Source organism: Citrobacter sp. wls708 (assembly GCF_005281255.1).
GTDB lineage: Bacteria > Pseudomonadota > Gammaproteobacteria > Enterobacterales > Enterobacteriaceae > Citrobacter > Citrobacter werkmanii.
In genome coordinates, this window is sequence record NZ_SZXE01000015.1 from 394,579 (window position 1) to 417,765 (window position 23,187).

The following is a 23,187-nucleotide window of genomic DNA, read 5'->3' on the forward strand; positions in this document are numbered from 1 at the left end:
GATTCGGGACAATACAATGAAAAAAGTTCTGATTGCCGCGCTAATCGCAGGTTTTAGCCTTTCCGCTACCGCAGCCCAAACCATTCGTTTCGCTACCGAAGCGTCTTATCCTCCGTTTGAATCTATCGATGCGAATAACAAGATCGTCGGTTTTGACGTTGATCTGGCGAACGCGCTGTGTAAAGAGATCGATGCTACCTGTACGTTTACCAATCAGGCATTCGACAGCCTGATCCCGAGCCTGAAATTCCGTCGTTTTGACGCGGTGATGGCCGGTATGGACATCACGCCTGAGCGTGAAAAACAGGTCCTGTTTACCACCCCTTACTACGACAACTCTGCGCTGTTTGTTGGCCAGCAGGGTAAATACACCAGCATTGATCAGCTGAAAGGCAAAAAAGTTGGCGTACAAAACGGGACGACGCACCAGAAATTCATCATGGATAAGCATCCGGAAGTGACCACCGTACCGTATGACAGCTACCAGAATGCCAAGCTCGATCTGCAAAACGGTCGCATTGACGGCGTCTTCGGTGATACCGCAGTGGTAACCGAATGGCTGAAAGACAATCCAAAACTGGCCGCTGTTGGCGACAAAGTGACGGATAAAGATTACTTCGGTACAGGTCTGGGCATCGCGGTGCGTCAGGGCAACACTGAGCTGCAGCAGAAATTTAACGCTGCACTGGAAAAAGTGAAGAAAGATGGGACTTACGAGACCATCTACAACAAATGGTTCCAGAAGTAATATTTGATGAATGAATTTTTTCCGTTAGCAAGCGCCGCCGGGATGACCGTCGGCCTTGCGGTTTGTGCGCTGATCATCGGCCTTGCGCTCGCCATGTTTTTTGCCGTCTGGGAGTCCGTAAAATGGCGTCCAGTGGCATGGGCAGGTTCTGCGCTGGTCACCATTCTGCGCGGGTTACCAGAAATTCTGGTGGTTCTGTTTATCTATTTCGGCTCCTCGCAACTGCTGCTGACGCTGGCCGATGGTTTTACGATTAATCTCGGGTTTGTAGAAATCCCGGTACAGATGCAGATCGAAAACTTCGACGTCAGCCCGTTCCTGTGCGGTGTGATTGCGCTGTCTTTGCTGTACGCCGCCTATGCGTCGCAAACGCTGCGTGGCGCGCTGAAGGCCGTGCCGCTCGGACAATGGGAATCCGGTCAGGCGTTGGGTTTGTCTAAAGCCGCGATCTTCTTTCGTCTGGTGATGCCGCAGATGTGGCGTCACGCTCTGCCGGGGCTGGGTAACCAGTGGCTGGTATTGCTGAAAGATACCGCGCTGGTCAGCCTGATCAGCGTGAACGATTTGATGCTGCAAACCAAAAGCATTGCCACGCGTACCCAGGAGCCATTTACCTGGTACATTGTGGCGGCGGCTATTTACCTGGTGATTACGTTGGTGAGTCAGTACATTCTCAAACGCATTGACCTGCGCGCGACACGTTTTGAGCGGAGACCAGGCTGATGCTTGAGTATTTACCTGAATTGTTGAAAGGGCTGCATACCAGCCTGACGCTGACGGTCGCCTCCATCGTGGTTGCTCTGGTGCTGGCGCTGATTTTTACCGTCATCCTGACGCTAAAAACGCCGGTACTGGTCTGGCTGGTTCGCGCCTATATCACGCTGTTTACCGGTACGCCATTGCTGGTGCAAATCTTCCTGATCTACTACGGGCCAGGACAGTTCCCGACGCTGCAGGAATATCCGGTACTGTGGCATCTGCTCTCCGAACCGTGGCTGTGCGCGTTAATTGCGCTGTCGTTAAACAGTGCGGCTTACACCACGCAGCTGTTCTACGGCGCTATCCGCGCCATCCCGGAAGGCCAGTGGCAGTCATGCGGTGCATTAGGGATGAGCAAAAAGGATACGCTGGCGATTCTGTTGCCATACGCCTTTAAACGCGCCCTCTCCTCGTATTCCAACGAAGTGGTGCTGGTGTTTAAAAGTACCTCACTGGCTTACACTATCACGCTGATGGAAGTCATGGGTTATAGCCAACTGCTGTATGGTCGCACTTATGATGTCATGGTCTTCGGCGCGGCGGGCGTGATTTACCTGATCGTCAACGGTTTGCTGACGCTGATGATGCGCTTAATCGAACGTAAAGCGCTGGCGTTTGAACACCGGAATTAAGCCGAAACTGCATAAAGCGAAAAATAAAAGACGGGCAAGTCTAACAACCGCCCGTCTTTTTTTATATCGGTAAAATACTTAATCATTTTTATTGCATATAAATTCATTAAATGGCATTGTTAATTCACGCCGCAGACACGGTAAATCATCATAAGATTGACAGACGGGAGTTCCACCATGAAAAAGTTAGTACTGGCCGCATTACTGGCTACTTTCGCCGCTGGCGCCTCAGCCGCTGATAAAATTAGCTTTGGTGTATCAGCGACTTATCCGCCATTTGAATCGCTGGACGCGAGCAACAAAATTGTCGGTTTTGACATTGACCTGGCAACGGCGCTGTGCAAACAAATGCAGGCGGAATGTACGTTTACCAATCATGCTTTCGACAGCCTGATCCCCGCGCTGAAATTCAAAAAATATGATGCAGTGATTTCCGGAATGGATATCACGCCTGAACGTAGCAAACAGGTTGCGTTCACACAGCCTTACTATGCTAACTCCGCGCTGGTTATTGCCAAGAAAGACGCCTATAAAACCTTTGCCGATCTGAAAGGCAAACGCATCGGTATGGAAAACGGCACCACGCACCAGAAATACCTGCAGGACAAACATCCTGAAGTGAAAACCGTGGCCTATGACAGCTATCAGAATGCGATTATCGACCTGAAAAATGGCCGTATTGATGGCGTATTTGGCGATACCGCCGTCGTTAACGAATGGCTGAAAACTAACCCGCAGTTAGGCGTGGCTACCGACAAAGTGACCGACCCACAATACTTCGGTACCGGTCTTGGCATTGCGGTTCGTCCGGATAACAAAGCCCTGCTGGAAAAACTGAATAACGCGCTGGCCGCCATCAAAGCGGACGGCACCTACCAAAAAATCAGCGATCAGTGGTTCCCGCAGTAATTTCCGCTCAATCTGAAAAGCCGCAACCGCGGCTTTTTTTATCTCTTCTCCTGCGCTTTCAGTCAGTTCTTACGCCAGAAATGCATTCATGGCATACACTAATTAAAACGATAAAGAATGAGGCATAAGGATGATAGCGTTTCCTGCCAGCTTGCTGATCCTCAATGGAAAAAGTGCTGATAATCTCCCTCTGCGTGAAACTATTGCGCAGCTTCGCGATGAGGGCGTGGAAATTCATGTACGCGTCACCTGGGAAAAAGGCGACGCTCAACGTTACGTTGATGAAGCGCGTCGATTAGGCGTTGCAACGGTGATTGCCGGCGGCGGCGATGGCACGATCAACGAAGTCTCGACAGCGCTAATCCAGTCGCAGGGCGGCAATGTTCCCGCCCTGGGTATTTTACCGTTGGGAACGGCGAATGACTTTGCCACCAGCGTGGGTATTCCTGAAGCATTGGATAAAGCGTTAAAACTGGCTATCGCCGGAAATGCGACAGAGATCGATATGGTGCAGGTCAATGATAAAACCTGTTTTATCAACATGGCGACCGGCGGCTTCGGCACTCGTATCACCACCGAAACGCCAGAAAAACTCAAAGCCGCGCTGGGCGGCGTATCGTATTTTATTCACGGTTTAATGCGCATGGATACGCTCAAGCCCGACGTCTGCGACATCCGTGGAGAAGATTTTCACTGGCAGGGCAAAGCGCTGGTGATTGGGATTGGTAATGGCCGCCAGGCCGGTGGTGGACAACAGCTTTGCCCGACGGCGCTGATTAACGACGGATTGCTGCAACTACGCATTTTTACTGGCGAGGAGTTGTTGCCCGGCCTGCTTTCAGCGTTAACGCAATCTGAAGACAACCCTAATATCATTGATGGCGCTTCATCGTGGTTTGATATCCGCGCCCCACACGAAATTACCTTTAATCTTGATGGCGAACCGCTCAGCGGACAGGAGTTTCATATTGAAATCCTGCCCGCGGCGCTACGTTGCAGATTGCCGCCGGGTTGCCCGCTGTTGCGCTAACAAAACGGCACCCCGCCGCAATCAGGCAATGGTGACTTTGCTGTCCAGATAAACATCCTGCACGGCGTTAATCAGCTTAACGCCGTCGGCCATGGTTTTCTTGAATGCTTTGCGTCCAAGAATCAGCCCCATACCGCCAGCGCGCTTATTAATGACCGCCGTACGTACCGCATCGCTCAGATCGGTTTCTCCACCGGCAGCGCCGCCAGAGTTAATTAATCCGGCGCGCCCCATATAGCAGTTCGCCAACTGATAACGTACCAGGTCAATCGGGTTGTCGCTGGTCAGCTTGTTGTAGACGCGATCGTCGGTGTAGCCAAAGTTAACGGCTTTGTATCCGCCGTTATTTTCCGCCATTTTCTGCTTCACGATATCCGCCCCAATGGTGGCGGCCAGATGGTTAGCCTGACCAGTGAGATCGGCGGAGACATGATAATCCACCCCGTCTTTCTTAAACGCGGAGTTACGCAGATAAGCCCACAGTACGGTGACCATACCCAGCTCATGGGCACGCTCAAACGCGGCGGAAATCTCTTCAATCTGACGTCGAGACTCCTCAGAACCGAAATAAATAGTCGCCCCGACCGCCACCGCGCCCATATTGAACGCCTGCTCGACGCTGGCATATAACGTCTGGTCAAACGTATTGGGATAACTGAGCGTTTCGTTGTGGTTAATCTTCACAAGGAACGGAATACGGTGCGCGTAACGGCGGGAAACAGAAGCCAGCACGCCATAGGTCGATGCCACGCAGTTACACCCTGCTTCGATTGCCAGTTCCACGATATTCTTTGGATCAAAGTACAACGGGTTAGCCGCAAACGATGCCCCAGCGGAGTGCTCCACGCCCTGGTCCACCGGAAGAATCGACAGGTACCCTGTTCCAGCCAGGCGCCCCGTGTTATATAGCGTCTGCATATTACGCAGTACGGCTGGGGGACGGTTGTTATCAACCATTACGCGATCAACGTAATCATGTCCTGGCAGGTAAAGTTGGTCAGAAGGAATGGTCATACAACGATGCTGTAAAAGGCTGTCGGCATCTTTGCCAAGCAACTGCGCAATATCAGTCATAGCTATGCTCCCGTAAGTTCCGATTAATAATCGGAATGTGAATTATCCTGACCCGCTTTTTTGCGGGCAGCAATAAGCCTGGTACCGACTGCGCTTTTTTTCCATCTTTAGCGCACTTTTCAGCGATTTCCGCTGGAACGATTCAGGAAGAAATAATGTTAAGGCGGTCAAATTTAGACCGCAAAGGTATTTTAAAGGTATTATCAGATGGTACTATCAACGCGTACCTTACCTGTCATGAAGGATTTAAAGATGAAAACTACAGTTAAGCTGTCGTTCATGATGTTTGTTGAGTGGTTTATCTGGGGCGCCTGGTTTGTCCCGCTTTGGCTGTGGCTCAGCAAAAGTGGCTTTACCGCGGGTGAAATTGGTTGGTCATACGCCTGTACCGCCATTGCTGCGATCCTGTCGCCGATTCTGGTCGGCTCTATCACTGACCGTTTCTTCTCGGCGCAAAAAGTCCTCGCCGTATTGATGTTTGTCGGCGCTATCCTGATGTACTTCGCCGCGCAGCAAACCACCTTTAGCGGATTCTTCCCGCTGTTACTGGCCTATTCACTGACCTATATGCCGACAATTGCGTTAACCAACAGTATCGCTTTTGCCAACGTACCGGACGTGGAACGTGATTTCCCACGCATTCGCGTGATGGGCACCATTGGCTGGATTGCGTCTGGTTTGGCCTGCGGCTTCTTGCCGCAAATGCTCGGCTATAGCGATATTTCCCCCACCAATATCCCCCTGCTTGTTACGGCCGGAAGTTCCGCGCTGTTAGGCGTTTTTGCGTTCTTTTTACCAGATACACCGCCGAAAAGTACCGGCAAGATGGATTTCAAAGTCATGCTGGGGCTGGATGCGCTGATCCTGCTGCGGGATAAGAACTTCCTCGTCTTTTTCTGTTGCTCATTCCTGTTTGCCATGCCGCTGGCATTTTATTACATCTTCGCCAACGGTTATCTGACAGAAGTTGGGATGAAAAATGCGACCGGTTGGATGACGCTGGGCCAGTTCTCTGAAATCTTCTTTATGCTGGCGCTGCCGTTCTTCACCAAACGCTTTGGCATTAAAAAGGTATTACTGCTTGGTCTTATTACTGCGGCTATCCGCTACGGATTCTTCGTTTACGGCGGTGCGGAAGAATATTTCACTTATGCCCTGCTGTTTCTCGGCATTCTGCTACACGGCGTCAGTTACGACTTCTACTACGTTACGGCTTATATCTATGTCGATAAAAAAGCGCCGGTACACATGCGCACCGCAGCGCAAGGGCTTATCACGCTCTGCTGTCAGGGATTCGGCAGCCTGCTGGGTTATCGCCTGGGCGGCGTAATGATGGAAAAAATGTTTGCCTATAAGGAACCGATTAATGGTCTCACCTTCAACTGGGCGGGCATGTGGGGATTTGGCGCGATCATGATCGCCGTCATTGCCGTGCTGTTTATGATTTTCTTTCGCGAATCAGATAAAGAAATTACCGCCATTCAGGTGGACGATCGCGATGTAGCGTTGAAACAAGGGGAAGTGAAATGAAAGCAGAACGTATTCTCGGTGCTCTTTATGGGCAGGCGTTAGGGGATGCGATGGGCATGCCGTCTGAACTGTGGCCAAGAACCCGGGTTAAAGCACACTTCGGTTGGATCGACCGTTTTTTGCCTGGACCTGCGGAGAATAATGCCGCCTGTTATTTTAACCAGGCGGAGTTTACCGATGACACATCCATGGCCCTGTGTCTGGCTGATGCCTTGCTTGAATGTGATGGAAAGATAGTTCCAGACGTTATTGGCCGCAATATTCTGGCCTGGGCCGAACGTTTCGATGCCTTTAATAAAAACGTGCTTGGTCCAACGTCAAAAATTGCGCTAAATGCCATTCGCAACGGCAAACCTGTTGCCGAACTGGAAAATAATGGCGTCACTAACGGAGCGGCAATGCGCGTTTCGCCGCTGGGATGTCTGCTGCCCGCGCGCGATCTCGATACCTTTATTGATGACGTCGCACTGGCCTCCAGCCCGACACATAAATCGGATCTGGCTATCGCCGGCGCTGTCGTCATCGCGTGGGCGGTGTCGCGTGCTATCGACGGAGGAAAATGGTCGGAGATCGTCGACGCGCTGCCTGCCATTGCCCGACATGCGCAGCAAAAACGGATCACCACCTTTAGCGCCTCGCTCTCTGCCCGCCTTGAACTGGCGCTAAAAATCGTTCGTCATGCCGATGGTATAGAGTCCGCCAGCGAGCAGTTATACCAGGTCGTTGGGGCCGGAACCAGCACCATTGAGTCCGTGCCCTGCGCCATCGCGATGGTCGAACTGGCGCAGACCGATCCTAACCGCTGCGCCATTCTGTGCGCGAATCTTGGGGGCGATACCGACACCATCGGGGCAATGGCGACCGCTATTTGCGGTGCGTTACATGGCGTAAGCGCGATTGACCCGGCATTGAAACAGGAACTGGATGCGGTAAATCAGTTGGACTTTACCCGCTACGCCAATGGATTACTACGACTGCGCGGACAACGGGAGGCGCTATGAACAGCACCACGCGTCTGCAACAACTTCTCCCCCAGTTAGGTTCACACAGGCCGGTCACGGTGGTGGGGGCAGCGGTCATTGATGTCATTGCCGATGCGTATGCCCTCCCCTGGCGCGGGTGTGATATCGAGCTTAAACAGCAAGGCGTTAACATTGGCGGCTGCGCGCTCAATATTGCCGTTGCGCTCAGGCGTTTAGGTATCAGCGCCAGCAATGCGCTACCGCTGGGTCAGGGGGTATGGGCCGATATTATCCGCAACCGGATGGCAAAAGAGGGATTGCATAGCCTGATCGACAACGCAGAAGGCGATAACGGCTGGTGTCTGGCGCTGGTGGAACCGGATGGCGAACGAACCTTTATGTCTTTTAGCGGCGTCGAAAACCAGTGGAACACCGACTGGTTGGCGCGACTGAACATCCCGCGTAACAGCCTGGTCTATCTGTCAGGCTATCAGTTAGCCTCTCCATGTGGCGAGCTGCTGGTCCAGTGGCTGGAAGGTCTGGAAGACGTGACGCCGTTTATCGATTTTGGTCCGCGAATCGGCGATATTTCAGACGCCTTAATGGCGCGAATCATGGCCTGCCGACCACTGGTATCACTCAATCGACAGGAGGCCGAAATTGCCACCGAGCGGTTTGCATTAAGCCAGGATGTAGAGGGTTTTGGCGCAGAGTGGGTACGCCGTTTCGCCGCACCGGTGGTGATACGCCACGATAAAGACGGCGCGTGGTATTTCAGCGCGCAAACATCCGGTTGCGTACCAGCATTTAAGACGACCGTCGTGGATACCATTGGCGCGGGCGACAGCCACGCCGGCGGCATGCTGGCCGGACTGGCGTCAGGCTGGCCGCTGGCTGATGCGGTACTGCTGGGCAATGCGGTGGCTTCCTGGGTAGTCGGGCATCGCGGCGGCGATTGCGCCCCCTCGCGAGAGGCGTTACTCCTCGCACACAAAGACGTATAGATCGCTTCGGCAATAGCTGATGCTGTATTCAATGGGCCGTTGCTGCTGGTCAAGCGCTACCTGCTTGATCACCAGCACCGGCACTTTGCTGTCCATTTGAATGTGTGCCTGGAACTCTGCGTCAGGCATCCTGGCGCTGACGCGTGAACGCGTGCGCTGCGGGAAGATATGCTGGCTGCGAAAATAGTCGTACAGCGAAACGCCGATGGCATCCACATCATGGATTAGTTGGACCGGCACCCATGACTCTTCAATAGAAACGGCGTCTTCATCGACATAGCGAATACGCTTGAGCAGAAAAACGTCACTCCCGGCGGCAACAGCCAACTGCTGCGCTACCTCTTCCGGACAAGGCACAATGCGCTTGTTGACCCACAGCGTATCTGGTTTTTTACCGCGTAAAACGACCTGCTGCGAAAAACCCCGCGCTTCTTTAAGCGAATACTCGAAGATGTTGTTGATCTGCGTCCCGTAACCGCGGGCGCGTGTCACCACACCTTCTTCCTCCAGGGCCTGCATAGCCTTGCGTACCGTAATTCGCGACACGCCGGTCAACTGACTGAGATCGCGCTCGCCGGGCAGGATATTGCCATGCTCAAGGATCCCGCTGCGCACAGCGTTTTTCACCGTTTGCGCAAATTTCATATACAGCGGCGTGTTATCTGCCGCTGCAATGCGTTCATTCAGTTGCGCGATAAGCTGGGTATGCGCTTGTTCCATTTATCTTTTTCCAGGCAGACGTTTCTGCTGCCAGTATACTCATTACCACCACGCGTGGAAATGATGCACCGGACCTATTCCCTGCCCGACTTCAAGGGTGTCGGCTTGTGCCAGCGCAGCTGAAAGCCACAGCTTGGCTTCCTGTACCGTATCAGCCCAGTTGTTATGCCGTGGACGCAGCGCCGCCAGCGCTGCGGACAGCGTACAACCGGTACCGTGGGTATTTTTAGTGATAACACGGGGCGCAGTAAAACGCTGTTCGCCGTCACGGGTAAACAGCCAGTCCGGGCTTTGCGCATCCTCCAGATGACCGCCTTTCATCAGCACCGCCTCACAGCCCAGCGCTCGCAGCGCCCTTCCCTGTTCTAACATCTCCTGTTCCGTTTGCGCATGCGATGCGCCGAGCAATGCCGCGGCCTCCGGCAAATTTGGGGTGATAATTGAAACCTGCGGCAGCAAACGGGTACGCAGCGTTTTTACCGCCGCGGACGACAGTAACGGATCGCCGCTTTTCGCCAGCATTACCGTATCCAGCACCACATTTTGCACCCGATGGCGGTGCAAACGTTCGGCGACCGCTTCAACAATATCCGCTTCCGCCAGCATGCCGATTTTGGTGGTATCAATACGTACATCGCTGAACACTGAGTCCAGTTGCGCGGCGACAAAGTCAGGTTCAATGCGATATACCGACTGCACCCCACGCGTATTTTGCGCCACCAACGCAGTGATCACCGAACAGCCGTAAGCGCCAAGCGCGGAGAACGTTTTTAAATCGGCCTGAATACCCGCGCCACCGCTGGGATCGGTTCCGGCAATCGTTAATGCGTTAATCCGTTTCATGCTTGCTCCTGCGCGTTCAGGTTATAGAGGGCGTCGAGAAATGCCGGGACAAAACTGCCCGGCCCGGTCGATTGTTGCGTGGCGATTTGTCCGGCCTGTTTCATCCAGCTACAGGCGGAGGCGACGTTATCAAGCCGGTCACCGGGCAGTGCGCAACTGGCCGCAACGACCGCAGATAGCGCACATCCGGTGCCGACCACGCGCGTCATCAACGGATCGCCGCCATTCACGCAGACGGTGCGCAGACCATCGGTAACATAGTCCACTTCGCCGGTCACCACGACGATGGTCTCTACCTGACGGGCCAGCGCCTGGGCCGCGCCAAGCGCAGCGGCTGGCGTATCGGTCGTGTCCACGCCACGCCCCCCGCCGTTCATTCCTGCCAGCGCCAGTATTTCCGAGGCATTACCGCGAATTACGGCTGGCTGTAGCGACAGTAAATCCAGACAGAAGCGGCGGCGAAACTCAAGAGCGCCCACGGCAACGGGATCGAGCGTCCAGGGGGTTTTAGCAAGAAGCGCCTGCTCAACGGCGACGCGCATCGCCGTGGCCCGCTCCAGGGTAAGCGTGCCGACGTTAACCAGCAATGCGCTGGCAATAGCCGCAAACTGGCTGGCTTCTTCAGGTTCAACCACCATCGCAGGTGATGCGCCTAACGCCAGCAGCGTATTGGCGGTAAAGTTTTGCACGACCTCATTGGTCATACAGTGCGTGAGGGGGGAAAGCGTTCTAAAGTGGTGTAAGGCATGGGCCGCGAGCGCGCGGCTGTGCAGGTCAGGCTGCATGGTTCAGCTCCTGCCCGCGCGAAGAAGGGACACGAGCAGTGTCAGACTTCCCTACGCTGGCATTATCCAGATCAGGTGGTACGGGTATTTCTCAGCCTTCACAAAGAAGGGCACCCCGAGTCGTTTTACATAAAACTCAATAATATTAAAGGATAGCGAGAGAAACTTACATACTCGAGCCCCTGCTATCCATTTACTGAATGGCGGAATGTATCCACACCACATACTTTACCAGTCAGTGAGGGAAGTGAACAGCAGGGGTTGATTCTGGAAAGGATGATCATTGGCGCAGGCGACGTCATCCACTCAGGCATTTCGTATAGCGTCTCAATGCTGGGACACAACGATCATCCCTGCTTAAATTTCCAGGCAGACAGAAACGTTGCCACTGAACATTCAGCCAGTTTCTCAAGTTTATGGGGATCAACTGCTTTTTGCGCAATTATTGCACCAGGAAGGAGATAACCCATAATGGCCCCGAGGAAAGCAGTAGCCTGTAATTCCGGATTATCTAACGTAACTATTCCTTCATTATTTTTCTGTTCCAGAATTTCCGTCAACGCCTGCAAAACGCGTCCAGAGTTTCTTTGCTCCAGCATGACATGTAAATCGGGCTTTTGAACCAGCACTTGAATCAATAAACGCTGGAAATGGATATTCTCCGGAGTATAGAAATGATTCTGTACAACCCGGGCAAACCCTCTCAGGAGATCGGGAAAATCCAGTTGCTCCTGGAGCAACTGGCGTAAAGGCGGCTGCATTTTGTCATTCAGAAATTCAAACGTCGCCAGCAGGAGAGCATCCTTTCCCCCTGGAAAATGGCTGTAAAGTGTCGGCCGCGTTGTCCCTGCTTCACTGGCAATAGTATCAAGAGACACGTCAATGCCATGCTTGAGAAACAGCTCACATGCCGTTTGTAAAATGCGAGGACGGGACTTCATTGGCCGCCCACGTTGATTAACCATTATTGCATTCCTTACGTTTGCCTTTTTTCAGTCTCGAGATTCTCTGCTGAATGAGAATAAAAAATATTGGGACAAAGAGCAGCGTCAGTAACGTGCCTGTGAGCATACCGCCGATTACCGAAGTTCCAATCTCTTTTTGGCTGGAGGCCCCTGCGCCAGTAGAGAGTACCAGAGGGATAACACCAACAACAAATGCCAGAGACGTCATGATGACAGGACGTAAGCGTAATCTTGCTCCTTCAAAAGCAGCCTGAATCAAAGGTTTACCCTTGCGGATTTGCGCCAGAGCAAATTCAATAATGAGAATTGCATTTTTTGCTGAGAGCCCCATCGTTGTGAGTATACCCACCTGGAAGTAGACATCATTTTCAAATCCGGCGATCAAGGCTGCGCTCACTGCGCCGAGAACCCCAAGTGGGATAATCAGCAGCACAGCAATGGGCACAGACCAGCTTTCATATAAAGCAGCCAGACATAAAAATACGAACGCAACGGAGGCAAGATATACCCATAGTGTCTGTGCCGATGAAGCCTGTTCCTGCCATGATATCCCGCTCCACTGCAGATCAAATCCTTCAATTGGCGCTATCAGCCGGGCCATTTCAGCCATTGCTGCCCCAGAACTTATTCCCGGAGCTGCGTCTCCTTGAAATTGCACAGCAGGTAATCCATTGAATCGCTGAAGCATTTGTGGACCAGTAGTCCAACGGAAGGAAGCAAAACTGGCGAATGAGGTCATATTATCGCTACTGTTACGTACAAACCAGGAGGATAAGTTTTCAGGTAGTGAACGCCATGGCGCATCACCTTGTATATAAACCCTTTTTACACGGCCACGGTCAATAAAGTCATTAACGTAAATCCCTCCCCATGCAGCAGAAAGCGTTTCGTTGATATCCGCCTGTTCAAGGCCGTGAGCTTGTGCTTTTTGTCTGTCAATATCTACCTGCAGCAACGCCTTCTCGGCCAGGCTGTTCATTCGCACAGCGCTCAGATTTTGGTTTTCTCTGGCAGCCGTAAGTAACATTGTTTGCGCCTGATTAAGACTGTGGTAACCGCGGTCTGAAATGTCCTGAAGCCATAATTCGAACCCGCTGGATTGTCCTAGCCCCCGAACTGTGGGTGGCGATACAATGCTGACAGAGGCGTTCTGAGACGTTTGATTAAAATATTGATTAGCTCTTGCGATAATAGCCTGAGCGCTGTTAGTTTCCCCCTGACGTTCGTCCCAGTGCTTTAACTCAGCAACGGACATTCCCACATTTTGCCCGCTACCTGCGTTATTTCGTCCAGCGACAGTAAATATAGCGTTAAGATTGGCATTCTCCCGCGTCATGAAATAGCGTGTGATTTCATCTCCAACCCTCTGAGTCATTGACATTGGTGCCCCTGGAGGAAGAGTGAACTGGATTGATATTGCCCCCTGATCCTCCTCCGGAAGAAAACTGGTCGCGAGTTTTTGATATTGCCAAACCATGAACATCGACATCAGAAAAGCGAGAATAATGATTCTCACAGGGCGTGCTGATATTTGCGCGAGCACATTAATATAACGATGCTGGCTTTTTTCGACATACCTGTTGAAATGAGTGAAGAATTTCCCTTTCTTCTCATTTCGGCTTTTAAGCAAATGAGCGCACAATGTAGGGGTTAAAGTCAGTGCAACCAGCACGGAAAGCACCATAGCAGAAACAATGGTGACCGTGAACTGGCGGTAAATAATGCCGACTGAGCCACCAAAAAAAGCAACTGGAATAAAAACTGCGGATAAGACCAGCGCGATACCTATTAATGCACCGGTTATTTCCCGCATGGAGTTTAGCGTAGCCTGCAGCGGCTCGAGATGTTCTTCTTCCATTACTCGTTCGACATTCTCAACCACGACAATCGCGTCGTCGACAAGTAACCCAATGGCAAGCACCATGGCAAAAAGTGTTAAGGTATTGATGCTATACCCTAGCAGGCTGAGGATGCCGAATGTGCCCAATAATACGACAGGTACCGTCAATGAGGGAATTAATGTGGCTCTCCAGTTTTGTAAGAACAGATACATTACCACCACAACAAAAACGATCGCTTCAATCAGCGTCTGCACAACATTTGTGATGGACACCGTCACAAACGGAGTACTGTCACGAGGATAGGCAACTACAATGCCTTGCGGAAATCGATCTTTTAATCTGTTAACTTCAGCGCGAACCTTTTCAGCAGTTTCCAGAGCATTAGCTCCGGATGCGAGTTGAATAGATATTCCAGCCGCAGGATGACCATTAAGTGTGGTCAGATTCTGATAGTTTTCAGCCCCGAGTTCGACTCGAGCAACATCTCGCAAATATACAGCTGAGCCATCATTATTTGTCCGAAGAATGATACTTTCAAATTGCGTCGATGTTTCCAGGCGGGACTGGGCGGTCACCGTCGCATTCAGATACTGATCATTGAGAGAAGGAAGAGAGCCAATTTCTCCGCTGGTAACTTGCGAATTTTGTGCCTCGATAGCCGTTTGTACATCAGAGGGCATCAAACCATAATTATTGAGCTGATGTGGGTTGAGCCAAATCCGCATAGCATATTGCGCACCAAAAACTGTTGTTTCTCCCACCCCCTTAACTCTACTTAAGGGCTCCTGCAACGTGTTGATAAGGAAGTCGCTGATATCGACACTGGTTAAACGGTCGTTCTGGTCATATAAGGAGATAACCATCAGGCTATCTCCCTGTGATTTAGTCACAGAAAGTCCCTGTTGTTGCACTTCCTGCGGTAGCCGTGTCATAGCCTGGTTTACAGCATTTTGTACCTGGACCTGGGCTATATCGGGATTGATACCTTGTTCAAAACTAAGGCTAATACGGGACTGACCAGCTGAACTGCTGGTTGAAGAAAAATAAAGCAGACCATCAATTCCTTTTATTTGCTGTTCAAGTAGCTGCGTTACGCTGTCCTCAACGTTTTGCGCAGAAGCGCCTGGGTAGTTTGCCGTAACGTTCACCCCCGGTGGCGCAATATCCGGATACTGCTCAACAGGCAGTGTTAAAAGAGCCAGGATACCAGCAGAAACGATGCAAATAGCAATGACCGCGGAGAAAACAGGACGGAAAATAAAGAAGTGAGCCAGCATCGTGTTTTCCTCCGTTTAGTCAATGGGGTCGCGCAGTGAAAACACGTGCGGAGGCCTGGCTCGTTGAATAAAAGCCATATGCGATGTTTGCCACAAATTAAAAACAGGTTGAGGTATGGGTAATTTGACCGTTGCTGGGCATAGCAGAATATTGATTGCTTTCGCGACAATGTATCTGCTGATTTCGAGGCAAGACATTGTTCGTTGATGTTCACGCCATAAATAGTCATAGGTTTGGATAGTGAAACTATTTTGGAGTAGTAAAAAACGTAAATAGCTGAGTCGTAACTGCATATGCTGATAATTCAAATCGGTACACTGAAAGCAAGCCTGCTCCCGGTCCCGCGTAACAAGACAGCGATCAACCGTCTTTGGCTCTACAGCCCCCCCTCCAGGCAGAGATGCCTTAAGATGACATGACAAAGTCATTAACAATATGAAAATTAATAACTTTCCCCATTTACTAAAGTTCGTCATAGTAAAGCCTCGCCAATTTATTTACTTTACAGTAAAGTAAATAAATTGATTAAACAAGCATCAACTTTTTACTCCATTCCTGTAGTGGGTTTTCTTGAAGACAATTGTTCCGGGTCACAGAAACCGGAGCAACTCATGTATGCTGTGGAACAGCGCTACCCTGAGTTGATATGCAAAAACGTGACACCTCATCGCTAAATTGCCACTCGAAATTGTCGCAATGCTGTACATTCATTTACACTTTTTACGAAATTACTGGAGTGATAACAAAAAAGTCCTTGTCAGATGCCCTGTAAGCCAGGAATGATACATGACTGATTTTGATGACCCGAAGAGGTAGAGAAGATGGGTATGAAGAATAAAATGTTGCTGGGTGCACTCCTGCTTGCGAGCAGTGTCGTCTGGGCCGCGCCGGCTGCAACAGCTGCCCCCACCGGTATCGATAAATATGAGCTGAGCAGCTTTATTGCTGACTTCACCCATTTCAAACCCGGTGACAAAGTTCCACCACTGTATCTCACCAGCGAATACACTATTAAGCAGTGGAATCTGCGCAACCTGCCCGAACCGACAGCAGGCACCCACTGGACCTACATGGGCGGCGCGTATGTGCTGGTCAATGATGCCGATGCTAAGATCATTAAAGCCTACGACGGCGAGATTTTTTATCATCGGTGAAAAAACACGCACTCGCTCTGATGAGGGAGTGCGTAAAATACCATAGCGTGATCAATCATAATCGATAACAATTTTTACACGGCTTAGTACCTGCCCGGCTTTAAATATCTTATCTCCATAAGGAGTGTATTTATATTTCAGCGGTATAATCGTATTTCTGGCCACGTTTTCTTTTAAATCTCCCCATGCTATCAGATCATAATGATTATTGCTTAAATTAACTACAGAACCATCTTTTATTAACTCAAAGCCAATATTTCCAGCGCTATCACTATTCGTATATTCATTAGGTAAAACATTACCGACAGCATTATCAGAAACGAATCTGTAATGAACTGATCTTGTGGCATAGGCCACAATTTGGTCACAATCAATTTTCACTTCGGCATCAGCATCATATGAAAGATTATTCTTCACATCACTATAATTTACAGTATTAACTCTAACTGCAGTATCAGTAAAAGAACAGGTAGTAGGAGTATAATTAAATTTCACCTTGATTTTTTGGGCTAAATAATGACTAGAGTCAGTACGGTCCTCCGTAAAAACAATATAATCGCCAAGGAGCGTTGAATTATTTAATTTTATAGACGTAGTTCCTCCCGGATCTTGATTGATTAATTTATAATCTACCCTGTAGCTTCCTTTCGAATTAATTTCACCACCATTGAAATTAAAATACTCATACTGACTCAATATCCCCGCAATTCGAGAAAGTGGAAAGACAGGGGAATTTTGCACTATAATTCTCACTGCGACATATATATAACTACTTATATCTTCTGACTCTATCCGATAGTACATGATATGATTATAAAGAGGTATGGCAGTGAGTTCGTAATTATTACTATTTTTATTCGAAAATTGACAGTGGAATTTTCTTGAAGAAGTAAAATTAAAATTTTGAGCAATAGTTTGCTGAAATAAATTTAACTGCGCCTCATTTAAATTTATTTCTATATCTTCACTTACAGCCACCCCATCCGAAATTTTTGTCGCAGTTCCTAAAAAAGAAAAATCATCATCATAACACATAGAAAAACTTGAAAATGATACAACCATAAGAAATAACAAACATATAAATCTCATACATCCTCCTTACCGGCAAATATAAACTTTACTTTCATCAATCGTTTTACCAAAGGAGATTGAGCATGAAAGTCCCTGTTGTTTATCCACTGCGACTTTAATTTCCGGCGGCACACTGTCGGTACGAATAAAGAGCTGGCTGCCCTGACCGACCAGGCCAATATTATTCCCTTGGTTATCTTCCACCTCATAACCAAAAGTTAACGGTGAACCATCCGGGCGCTGGGCGCGAATAAACCAGGGCTGCCGTTGGTCGGTATCGAATTTCACCAGCACCACGGCGCCGCGATAAGGCGCGGCACTGTGTCGGTTACCCAATAGCTCGGTTTTACTGTCGGTATTAGAAACGTCCAGCGTCAGGCTATTTTCCCGGTACGGGGTCAACATATCATATAACACCACACCGCTGCGGTTAGTGGTGCGGTAACGTTGCCCGTTGACGTAGGCGCCTTGCAGTCCCGGCGCCTGCATTACTGCAAAAGTATCGGAAAGGCGGTTCGCAAGATTCACCCCGCCGGACCAGGCCACTATCCCGCCCGAAATATTACCACCCGCCTGCCGGTATTTATTAGACTGGCTATAGCTACCGCTTAGTTTAGCAATCGGTGCGTTCCAGGTTAAGTTGGTGCCTGCCGTCGTTTCGCTGTCCTGGCGCTGATGGCTCAGGTTAACGCCATAGTTAAACTGGTCGCGATCGCCCATCGTCCCGGAAAGTCCGGTATTGTTTGAGGAAAACCCATCGTTATTAAAGGTCGTTGAGTTAGATAAATATATCTGGCGGCGTCTTGAGGTAATATCATCCCCCCAGTCAAACGGAACAGAAATTAAAAGGTTAAAACGCTTATCCTCGCGATGATCCTCGTCATAGGTCTGGCTGGCCGAAAAGGTATAGCTAATACGTTGCCAGTTATTGGTATAACTCAACTGATAATCCTTACTCGTGCCACTACGCTCCCAGTAATCGCGCCACAATATACTTAGTGATAAGGAACCATAGCCCGCCGGTAAAGTTTGGCTCACATTGGCGGAAAAACTGTTTTTGCGACCAAAATCATACTGGTAATAATCCGCTATGTCATAAACATCATTTTCATCACGATGATAGCTGTCTTTATTATTGGCCCAAACGTGATCGTTAAAAGTCCGATAATCCCGTGATGAGTATCGATAGGCAGCAAGGCCAAAACGCGTGGCGGTTTGTGTCAAATATTTATTATAAGCAATTTGATAGCTTTGCCCATCAAATACATCACCATTATCCTGTTTACTGTGTGAACGCGTCGCATCCACGGAGATTGCGCCAATTCGGGTATTCCAGCCAGTTCCTAACGTGAACGAATTATAGTTATCAGCGAGCATCGTACCGCCATATAACGTTAATAGGTTACTCCACCCATATTGATAGCTCATCTGCGCAAAGTCGGTCTGATTACTTGCCCCTTCGATATGGCTACGTCCGGCGGCAAAATCATATTTTGAGACCCCAGGCTGCAACATGTTAGGTACCGCTGCATATGGCACCAGATAGGTGGTAACCGATCCATCGGCTTCTTTGATGCTAACATCAAGATCTGCACCTCCCCCTGCTAACTGCAAATCCGCGATAGAAAACGGGCCTGGCGGTACTTCTTTCTGATACACCACAAAACCGTTCTGCTCAATAGTGACCAGCGCATTGCTCTGCGCAATCCCCTGCACCACCGGGGTAAAGCTTTGTTTTGAGTTGGGTAACATCTGCATATCACGGTATAAACGCACCCCACGAAAGCGTACCGAGTCAAAAATATCAGATGAGGTGTACATATCCCCGGCGCGTAACGTGCCGAGAATTTGTGGAATACCGTATTCCAGATAAAGGGTGTTACTTTTCCATTCCCCGCTGCTGTCATCCGTTTTGTTGTAGCTGGCATCGGAATGCAACTGCCAGCCCAGCAGGTTTAATCCACTGGTAAATCGCGCATAGGTACTTTTGCTGTTACCAGAATTCTTATAGTCGCTATTGTACTGGCTGAGATAATAGGAGGTATAAAGGGCATTGATACCGCGATCCCAGCTTTCCGGCGGCACATAGCCATTTTCCAGCTCGTCAACGTAGGCCTGGGGTACGCTAAGATCTAACTGAAATTTTCCTATGTTCCAGCGATAACTCCCGCCCTGCACCGCTTGCTCAAGAGAAAGGCAGTTTTTGGTTTTATCAAGCTTATCGGTATTAATCCCTAAACGCGTGATGGTATCGCGAGTCAGGCAGGTTTCAGCAGCCGTATCTTTAACTGTAATCTCATATTTGCCGCGCCACTGTTTATTAACGTAGATATCCACGTCATATTGTCCAGGTAAAGGATGATTATCATCAACGCGTAAAGCAGAAACTTTTTCGCCCTTCATCCCGCCCATCATAAAGTGTGTATCAAAAGTTTCTTCTGCCGACAGGACAGAAAAAGACAACAAAGACAATAATATCGCAGAAGCAAGCGGGGTCATCCTTAACATAATCAGCTCCTGTCATCTCAGGCTGACGTTATCACTTATATAATTGCCATGATCATCAATAATTGTTAGTTTATACTGACTGGCATTACTATTTTTCACCGTAAAAGATTCGCTAGATAATGGCGCAACCATCACCGAGTCATTATTTATCTTGATACTGCCAGCTTTAACTTCCGTGACCGTTATCCAGTTAGCACTGCTATTTTTTATAGAGAAATTTCTTCCACTATGGTTTAACGATAATTTTTTAAAAATTTCTTTATTAACTGGCGCAACACCTGCAGGACGATAAAAGAGCTTAATCCGGTTCTGCATAGCAAATTTAAGTACATTTTTACCATCATATGCCGGATTATTGGGTGGGATATCCAACACATTGAGATAAAACAGACTCTCTTTATTATTTGGTAGCATATTAGGCATTTTCTTAATTTTAAGCTGCTGCCCTGAATTTCCCGCTACTTTAGCGACTGGAGGCGTCAGCAAAAAAGGTACCTGAATCTTCTCGGGTGGCAGCGTTGTATTACCATCATCAATCCAGGCCTGTATCAAAGAAGCGCTTTTTTCCTGGTTCATCAACTGTATAACTATTTCATTTTTTTCTGCAGGGTAAATTACTCTTGTGCCATAAATCACTATCCCTGCCTGAGCCGGTGTCATAAGTGATAATGTAATTACCGCGCCTAATATTTTCATTTTAATTCCCTTTTTATACCGGCAACCAGGGTTGCCGGTATAACACTAATCCTGAACAACAATCAGTTTTATATTTGCTTTTACTTCACCTGTACCAACGGGAGCACCCGCAGCACCTAAAGCCTTTGCATAACGAGCCGAAAGTCGAAGCCCGTATTGAGTATTACCCTCAGTTGATAAACCCAACCGTTCAAGATCTGAAAGCTTAAATTCATCCTGACCATCTTTTGTAATTAAAACATTCTTGTGAAATAATTTAAAACCGACCTCTGCAGGACCTGTGCCTGTATTTTCAATAACACTATTATAATCAAAAGCACTACCATCAACTTTTATTTTGACATTATCGCTACTATTACACTCAAGAATTAAATTCTTATCTGCTTCATTTTCACCATACCCCGTATCCTGACCCGCGGCCAGTGGAGTAAGTACTGTAGCGGGAATATCGTCTAATGTAATAGTAGCGGTATTTGCTGTATCAAGGAACTTACAAGCGGTACCTGACACCATACCGGTAATTGTTAACGTACCTTCTTCAACCCCAGCAGCAAACGCCCCGCTACTCATAAATAATCCTGTTACCACTGCCGCAGCAATAATTGAACGTTTCATAGTATCTTCCTTAATCAACATATTTAGATTTGTTACGTGGTGTTATTCCTGTAATTAGAATCTACACACTTAAATCGTTACCGCAATGTAAACGGAATGTTTTTTTGATTTAAGACAAGTTACTCAATGCAATATAATTACAACAAATAGTCAGGAACCAATCTTATTTACACAATTAATAAGTTAACGTAATTTACCATTCATATTTATTTTTAAGATAAATAAAAAAGCCCACATCATTCATGAGAGTGATGTGGGCTATATGAAAGAGAGTATCCTAGTCGTAGCGGTTGAGGATAATTTGACGATTATCACTGCCTGGAACAGCGACCAGTTCCGTTGTTACTCCCCTCACCACCGATGAAACAGTTTGTTCGGTACTCGAAACGTGGGTGGTGTTGCCGCAGCGCTGTTGAAGCTGAGCATTTACCACTTCGGTACTGCAGGTCGGCGCGACAACGTTGCCGCTAATAGTTAAGGTTGCGGTATCTGTTCCCAACGCGGGAAGACTTAATCCATAAGCCAGAACTATAATTCCCAGCGACAAAGTTTTTTTCATCTAAACGTCATTCCTGTATTAAGCCCGATTTAACATGCAGGGTAGTTATTTAGCGTAATAATAGGTGCGCTACCACGCGAAAACCAATTGAAATACTAAATCAATAGGATAGGCATGATCAATTTAAATGATGAATATCGGATTTAATTCAGAAAAAAACATGTTTTATTAAGACAGGGTAAACAATGCTCTATTTTTTCTTCATCTTACATATTCACCGCATCAATATATCATTGATGCGGTGAATAATATTTAACGCCAGAAATTACACCGCGCGGAAGGCAATTTCGCCCGGAATAACTTCACCCTGCCAGTACAGCTGCGCTGCCACGCGCCCTGCAAGGTCACGGTAAATGGCGGTAAATTCGCTGTCTGGACGGCTGATAACCGTCGGCGTACCGCGATCGAGGTCTTCACGCAGAGAAATATGCAGCGGCATTTGTCCCAGCAGTTGGGTGTGGTACTGCTCGGCCAGTTTCTGTGCGCCGCCGGTGCCAAAGATTGGCTCATGATGCCCGCAGTTGCTGCAAATATGCATACTCATATTCTCAACAATACCCAACACCGGCACTTCGACTTTTTCGAACATCACAATGCCTTTTTTCGCATCGATCAGCGCAATATCCTGCGGCGTGGTCACTACAACCGCCCCAGTTACCGGAATGTTCTGCGCCAGAGTCAGTTGGATGTCACCGGTGCCTGGCGGCATATCCAGTACCAGATAATCAAGATCTGGCCATAAGGTTTCCTGCAGCATCTGCAATAGCGCTTTACTGGCCATCGGCCCGCGCCACACCATAGCGTTATCGTCGGTGACCAGATAGCCAATGGAGTTGGTCGCCAGACCGTGAGACATGATCGGCGCCATATGGGTGCCGTCCGGTGAAGTGGGACGCTGGTTTTCCGCGCCGAGCATCGTCGGGATGGACGGGCCATAAATATCGGCGTCAAGAATGCCCACCTTTGCCCCTTCCGCAGCCAGCGCCAGCGCCAGGTTCACCGCAGTGGAAGATTTACCCACCCCGCCTTTGCCGGAACTGACGGCAATGATGTTTTTCACACCATTAATACCCGGCTGATTTTTCACACGTTTCAGGGTGGCGATGTTATGTGACAACTTCCAGTCAATCGCTTTCGCGCCGGTAATACGCAACAGATCTGCACTGCATTGCTCTTTTAATGCTTCAAACGCGCTATGCCAGACGAAGGGCATGACCAGCTCGACGTGCAACGTGTCATCCATCCAGGCGACGTGGTGCAACGCTTTAAGCGTCGTCAGATTATGCTTCAGGGTTGAATGCTGAAAATTCGCCAGCGTCCCGGCGACCATCGCGCGCAGGGTTTCTGGTGATTTGGCCTGGGATTGTGCGTTCATCCCGACTCCTTTTTGTTGTTCTGAAAATACAATAGTCACCAGGTAGTTTACTCCAACCGCAACAATTATTCATTTACGGATAAATGCCCTTATCGCTTGGCGCAGTAATTACCATTTTGGTACTATCTA

At 49.0% G+C, this 23,187-nt stretch carries 21 protein-coding genes and 1 riboswitch; of the genes, 9 read left to right on the plus strand and 12 right to left on the minus strand.

Going from position 1 to position 23,187, the window contains the following annotated elements; all coding sequences use genetic code 11:
* Positions 1-16: 16 nt before the first annotated feature.
* The 5 genes from artI to yegS all read left to right on the plus strand — a co-directional run bounded on the left by artI (position 17) and on the right by yegS (position 4,078).
* The gene (gene artI / locus FDW97_RS07150) at positions 17-748 is read left to right on the plus strand and encodes an arginine ABC transporter substrate-binding protein ArtI (RefSeq protein WP_003027298.1); all 732 of its coding nucleotides are present in this window, start codon (positions 17-19) and stop codon (positions 746-748) included.
* A gap of 6 nt (positions 749-754) precedes the next feature.
* Positions 755-1,471: an arginine ABC transporter permease ArtQ gene (artQ, locus tag FDW97_RS07155; protein ID WP_038641891.1), complete on the plus strand. Its 717-nt coding sequence runs from the start codon at positions 755-757 to the stop codon at positions 1,469-1,471.
* A complete protein-coding gene (artM, locus tag FDW97_RS07160; RefSeq protein WP_003844364.1) occupies positions 1,471-2,139 on the plus strand; it encodes an arginine ABC transporter permease ArtM in 669 nt (222 codons plus the stop codon). The genes artQ and artM overlap by 1 nt, the downstream gene beginning before the upstream one ends.
* A gap of 177 nt (positions 2,140-2,316) precedes the next feature.
* Positions 2,317-3,048: an arginine ABC transporter substrate-binding protein ArtJ gene (gene artJ, locus FDW97_RS07165; protein ID WP_061382043.1), complete on the plus strand. Its 732-nt coding sequence runs from the start codon at positions 2,317-2,319 to the stop codon at positions 3,046-3,048.
* 130 nt (positions 3,049-3,178) lie between these two features.
* Entirely contained in the window at positions 3,179-4,078 is a 900-nt protein-coding gene (gene yegS / locus FDW97_RS07170) for a lipid kinase YegS (protein ID WP_038641896.1), read from the plus strand.
* Positions 4,079-4,099: 21 nt separating this feature from the next.
* Here the strand turns inward: yegS and fbaB are convergent, their stop codons facing one another.
* Positions 4,100-5,152, minus strand: coding sequence for a class I fructose-bisphosphate aldolase (gene fbaB / locus FDW97_RS07175; protein ID WP_038641899.1), 1,053 nt, complete (start codon positions 5,150-5,152; stop codon positions 4,100-4,102).
* A gap of 252 nt (positions 5,153-5,404) precedes the next feature.
* On the opposite strand from fbaB, the gene FDW97_RS07180 reads away from it, so the two are divergent.
* From FDW97_RS07180 to FDW97_RS07190, 3 genes are read left to right on the plus strand one after another with little or no spacing between them, the layout of a single operon-like run.
* Positions 5,405-6,682, plus strand: a complete 1,278-nt coding sequence (locus FDW97_RS07180; RefSeq protein WP_038641902.1) for a nucleoside permease — start codon at positions 5,405-5,407, stop codon at positions 6,680-6,682.
* A complete protein-coding gene (locus FDW97_RS07185; RefSeq protein WP_085047900.1) occupies positions 6,679-7,683 on the plus strand; it encodes an ADP-ribosylglycohydrolase family protein in 1,005 nt (334 codons plus the stop codon). The genes FDW97_RS07180 and FDW97_RS07185 overlap by 4 nt, the downstream gene beginning before the upstream one ends.
* Positions 7,680-8,648: a PfkB family carbohydrate kinase gene (locus FDW97_RS07190; RefSeq protein ID WP_085047899.1), complete on the plus strand. Its 969-nt coding sequence runs from the start codon at positions 7,680-7,682 to the stop codon at positions 8,646-8,648. Before FDW97_RS07185 ends, FDW97_RS07190 begins: the two co-directional genes overlap by 4 nt.
* Here FDW97_RS07190 and FDW97_RS07195 read toward each other — a convergent pair.
* From FDW97_RS07195 to FDW97_RS07215, 5 genes are all read right to left on the minus strand, one after another.
* Positions 8,622-9,368, minus strand: coding sequence for a GntR family transcriptional regulator (locus FDW97_RS07195; RefSeq protein WP_085047898.1), 747 nt, complete (start codon positions 9,366-9,368; stop codon positions 8,622-8,624). The two genes, FDW97_RS07190 and FDW97_RS07195, sit on opposite strands and share 27 nt — an antisense overlap.
* 42 nt (positions 9,369-9,410) lie before the next feature.
* Positions 9,411-10,211 (minus strand): bifunctional hydroxymethylpyrimidine kinase/phosphomethylpyrimidine kinase, encoded by an 801-nt coding sequence (gene thiD / locus FDW97_RS07200; protein ID WP_085047897.1) that lies wholly within the window; start codon positions 10,209-10,211, stop codon positions 9,411-9,413.
* A complete protein-coding gene (thiM, locus tag FDW97_RS07205; protein WP_137350830.1) occupies positions 10,208-10,996 on the minus strand; it encodes a hydroxyethylthiazole kinase in 789 nt (262 codons plus the stop codon). The genes thiD and thiM overlap by 4 nt, the downstream gene beginning before the upstream one ends.
* Positions 10,997-11,027: 31 nt before the next feature.
* Positions 11,028-11,124: riboswitch (TPP riboswitch) on the minus strand.
* A gap of 219 nt (positions 11,125-11,343) precedes the next feature.
* Positions 11,344-11,961: a TetR/AcrR family transcriptional regulator gene (locus FDW97_RS07210; protein ID WP_137350831.1), complete on the minus strand. Its 618-nt coding sequence runs from the start codon at positions 11,959-11,961 to the stop codon at positions 11,344-11,346.
* Positions 11,954-15,079 carry an efflux RND transporter permease subunit gene (locus FDW97_RS07215; protein ID WP_137350832.1) on the minus strand — a complete coding sequence of 1,042 codons (3,126 nt, stop codon included), beginning with the start codon at positions 15,077-15,079 and terminating at the stop codon, positions 11,954-11,956. The genes FDW97_RS07210 and FDW97_RS07215 overlap by 8 nt, the downstream gene beginning before the upstream one ends.
* An 822-nt stretch (positions 15,080-15,901) precedes the next feature.
* Here FDW97_RS07215 and FDW97_RS07220 point away from each other — a divergent pair.
* A complete protein-coding gene (locus FDW97_RS07220) occupies positions 15,902-16,234 on the plus strand; it encodes an RcnB family protein (RefSeq protein ID WP_137350833.1) in 333 nt (110 codons plus the stop codon).
* Between the two features lie 51 nt (positions 16,235-16,285).
* Here the strand turns inward: FDW97_RS07220 and FDW97_RS07225 are convergent, their stop codons facing one another.
* The 6 genes from FDW97_RS07225 to apbC all read right to left on the minus strand — a co-directional run bounded on the left by FDW97_RS07225 (position 16,286) and on the right by apbC (position 23,058).
* A complete protein-coding gene (locus FDW97_RS07225) occupies positions 16,286-17,323 on the minus strand; it encodes a hypothetical protein (protein ID WP_085047893.1) in 1,038 nt (345 codons plus the stop codon).
* A 9-nt stretch (positions 17,324-17,332) separates the two neighbouring features.
* Positions 17,333-19,813 (minus strand): fimbrial biogenesis outer membrane usher protein, encoded by a 2,481-nt coding sequence (locus FDW97_RS07230; protein ID WP_069323462.1) that lies wholly within the window; start codon positions 19,811-19,813, stop codon positions 17,333-17,335.
* 12 nt (positions 19,814-19,825) lie between these two features.
* Positions 19,826-20,509 carry a fimbria/pilus periplasmic chaperone gene (locus tag FDW97_RS07235; protein ID WP_085047892.1) on the minus strand — a complete coding sequence of 228 codons (684 nt, stop codon included), beginning with the start codon at positions 20,507-20,509 and terminating at the stop codon, positions 19,826-19,828.
* Between the two features lie 45 nt (positions 20,510-20,554).
* Positions 20,555-21,124: a fimbrial protein gene (locus FDW97_RS07240; RefSeq protein WP_170973664.1), complete on the minus strand. Its 570-nt coding sequence runs from the start codon at positions 21,122-21,124 to the stop codon at positions 20,555-20,557.
* Between the two features lie 277 nt (positions 21,125-21,401).
* Positions 21,402-21,683 carry a DUF2574 family protein gene (locus tag FDW97_RS07245; RefSeq protein WP_085047890.1) on the minus strand — a complete coding sequence of 94 codons (282 nt, stop codon included), beginning with the start codon at positions 21,681-21,683 and terminating at the stop codon, positions 21,402-21,404.
* A 265-nt stretch (positions 21,684-21,948) separates the two neighbouring features.
* The gene (gene apbC / locus FDW97_RS07250; RefSeq protein WP_038641931.1) at positions 21,949-23,058 is read right to left on the minus strand and encodes an iron-sulfur cluster carrier protein ApbC; all 1,110 of its coding nucleotides are present in this window, start codon (positions 23,056-23,058) and stop codon (positions 21,949-21,951) included.
* Positions 23,059-23,187: the final 129 nt, after the last annotated feature.

What these genes read in the sequence shown, in the direction of transcription:
- FDW97_RS07225 (WP_085047893.1), bottom strand. Translation starts at nt 17,323, where the DNA reads ATGAGATTTATATGTTTGTTATTTCTTATGGTTGTATCATTTTCAAGT.
- FDW97_RS07245 (WP_085047890.1), bottom strand. Translation starts at nt 21,683, where the DNA reads ATGAAAAAAACTTTGTCGCTGGGAATTATAGTTCTGGCTTATGGATTA.
- FDW97_RS07185 (WP_085047900.1), top strand. Translation starts at nt 6,679, where the DNA reads ATGAAAGCAGAACGTATTCTCGGTGCTCTTTATGGGCAGGCGTTAGGG.
- FDW97_RS07180 (WP_038641902.1), top strand. Translation starts at nt 5,405, where the DNA reads ATGAAAACTACAGTTAAGCTGTCGTTCATGATGTTTGTTGAGTGGTTT.
- FDW97_RS07235 (WP_085047892.1), bottom strand. Translation starts at nt 20,509, where the DNA reads ATGAAAATATTAGGCGCGGTAATTACATTATCACTTATGACACCGGCT.
- FDW97_RS07215 (WP_137350832.1), bottom strand. Translation starts at nt 15,079, where the DNA reads ATGCTGGCTCACTTCTTTATTTTCCGTCCTGTTTTCTCCGCGGTCATT.
- FDW97_RS07210 (WP_137350831.1), bottom strand. Translation starts at nt 11,961, where the DNA reads ATGGTTAATCAACGTGGGCGGCCAATGAAGTCCCGTCCTCGCATTTTA.
- artJ (WP_061382043.1), top strand. Translation starts at nt 2,317, where the DNA reads ATGAAAAAGTTAGTACTGGCCGCATTACTGGCTACTTTCGCCGCTGGC.
- artM (WP_003844364.1), top strand. Translation starts at nt 1,471, where the DNA reads ATGCTTGAGTATTTACCTGAATTGTTGAAAGGGCTGCATACCAGCCTG.
- FDW97_RS07220 (WP_137350833.1), top strand. Translation starts at nt 15,902, where the DNA reads ATGGGTATGAAGAATAAAATGTTGCTGGGTGCACTCCTGCTTGCGAGC.
- artI (WP_003027298.1), top strand. Translation starts at nt 17, where the DNA reads ATGAAAAAAGTTCTGATTGCCGCGCTAATCGCAGGTTTTAGCCTTTCC.
- apbC (WP_038641931.1), bottom strand. Translation starts at nt 23,058, where the DNA reads ATGAACGCACAATCCCAGGCCAAATCACCAGAAACCCTGCGCGCGATG.
- FDW97_RS07190 (WP_085047899.1), top strand. Translation starts at nt 7,680, where the DNA reads ATGAACAGCACCACGCGTCTGCAACAACTTCTCCCCCAGTTAGGTTCA.
- yegS (WP_038641896.1), top strand. Translation starts at nt 3,179, where the DNA reads ATGATAGCGTTTCCTGCCAGCTTGCTGATCCTCAATGGAAAAAGTGCT.
- FDW97_RS07230 (WP_069323462.1), bottom strand. Translation starts at nt 19,813, where the DNA reads ATGTTAAGGATGACCCCGCTTGCTTCTGCGATATTATTGTCTTTGTTG.
- FDW97_RS07195 (WP_085047898.1), bottom strand. Translation starts at nt 9,368, where the DNA reads ATGGAACAAGCGCATACCCAGCTTATCGCGCAACTGAATGAACGCATT.
- fbaB (WP_038641899.1), bottom strand. Translation starts at nt 5,152, where the DNA reads ATGACTGATATTGCGCAGTTGCTTGGCAAAGATGCCGACAGCCTTTTA.
- thiM (WP_137350830.1), bottom strand. Translation starts at nt 10,996, where the DNA reads ATGCAGCCTGACCTGCACAGCCGCGCGCTCGCGGCCCATGCCTTACAC.
- FDW97_RS07240 (WP_170973664.1), bottom strand. Translation starts at nt 21,124, where the DNA reads ATGAAACGTTCAATTATTGCTGCGGCAGTGGTAACAGGATTATTTATG.
- thiD (WP_085047897.1), bottom strand. Translation starts at nt 10,211, where the DNA reads ATGAAACGGATTAACGCATTAACGATTGCCGGAACCGATCCCAGCGGT.
- artQ (WP_038641891.1), top strand. Translation starts at nt 755, where the DNA reads ATGAATGAATTTTTTCCGTTAGCAAGCGCCGCCGGGATGACCGTCGGC.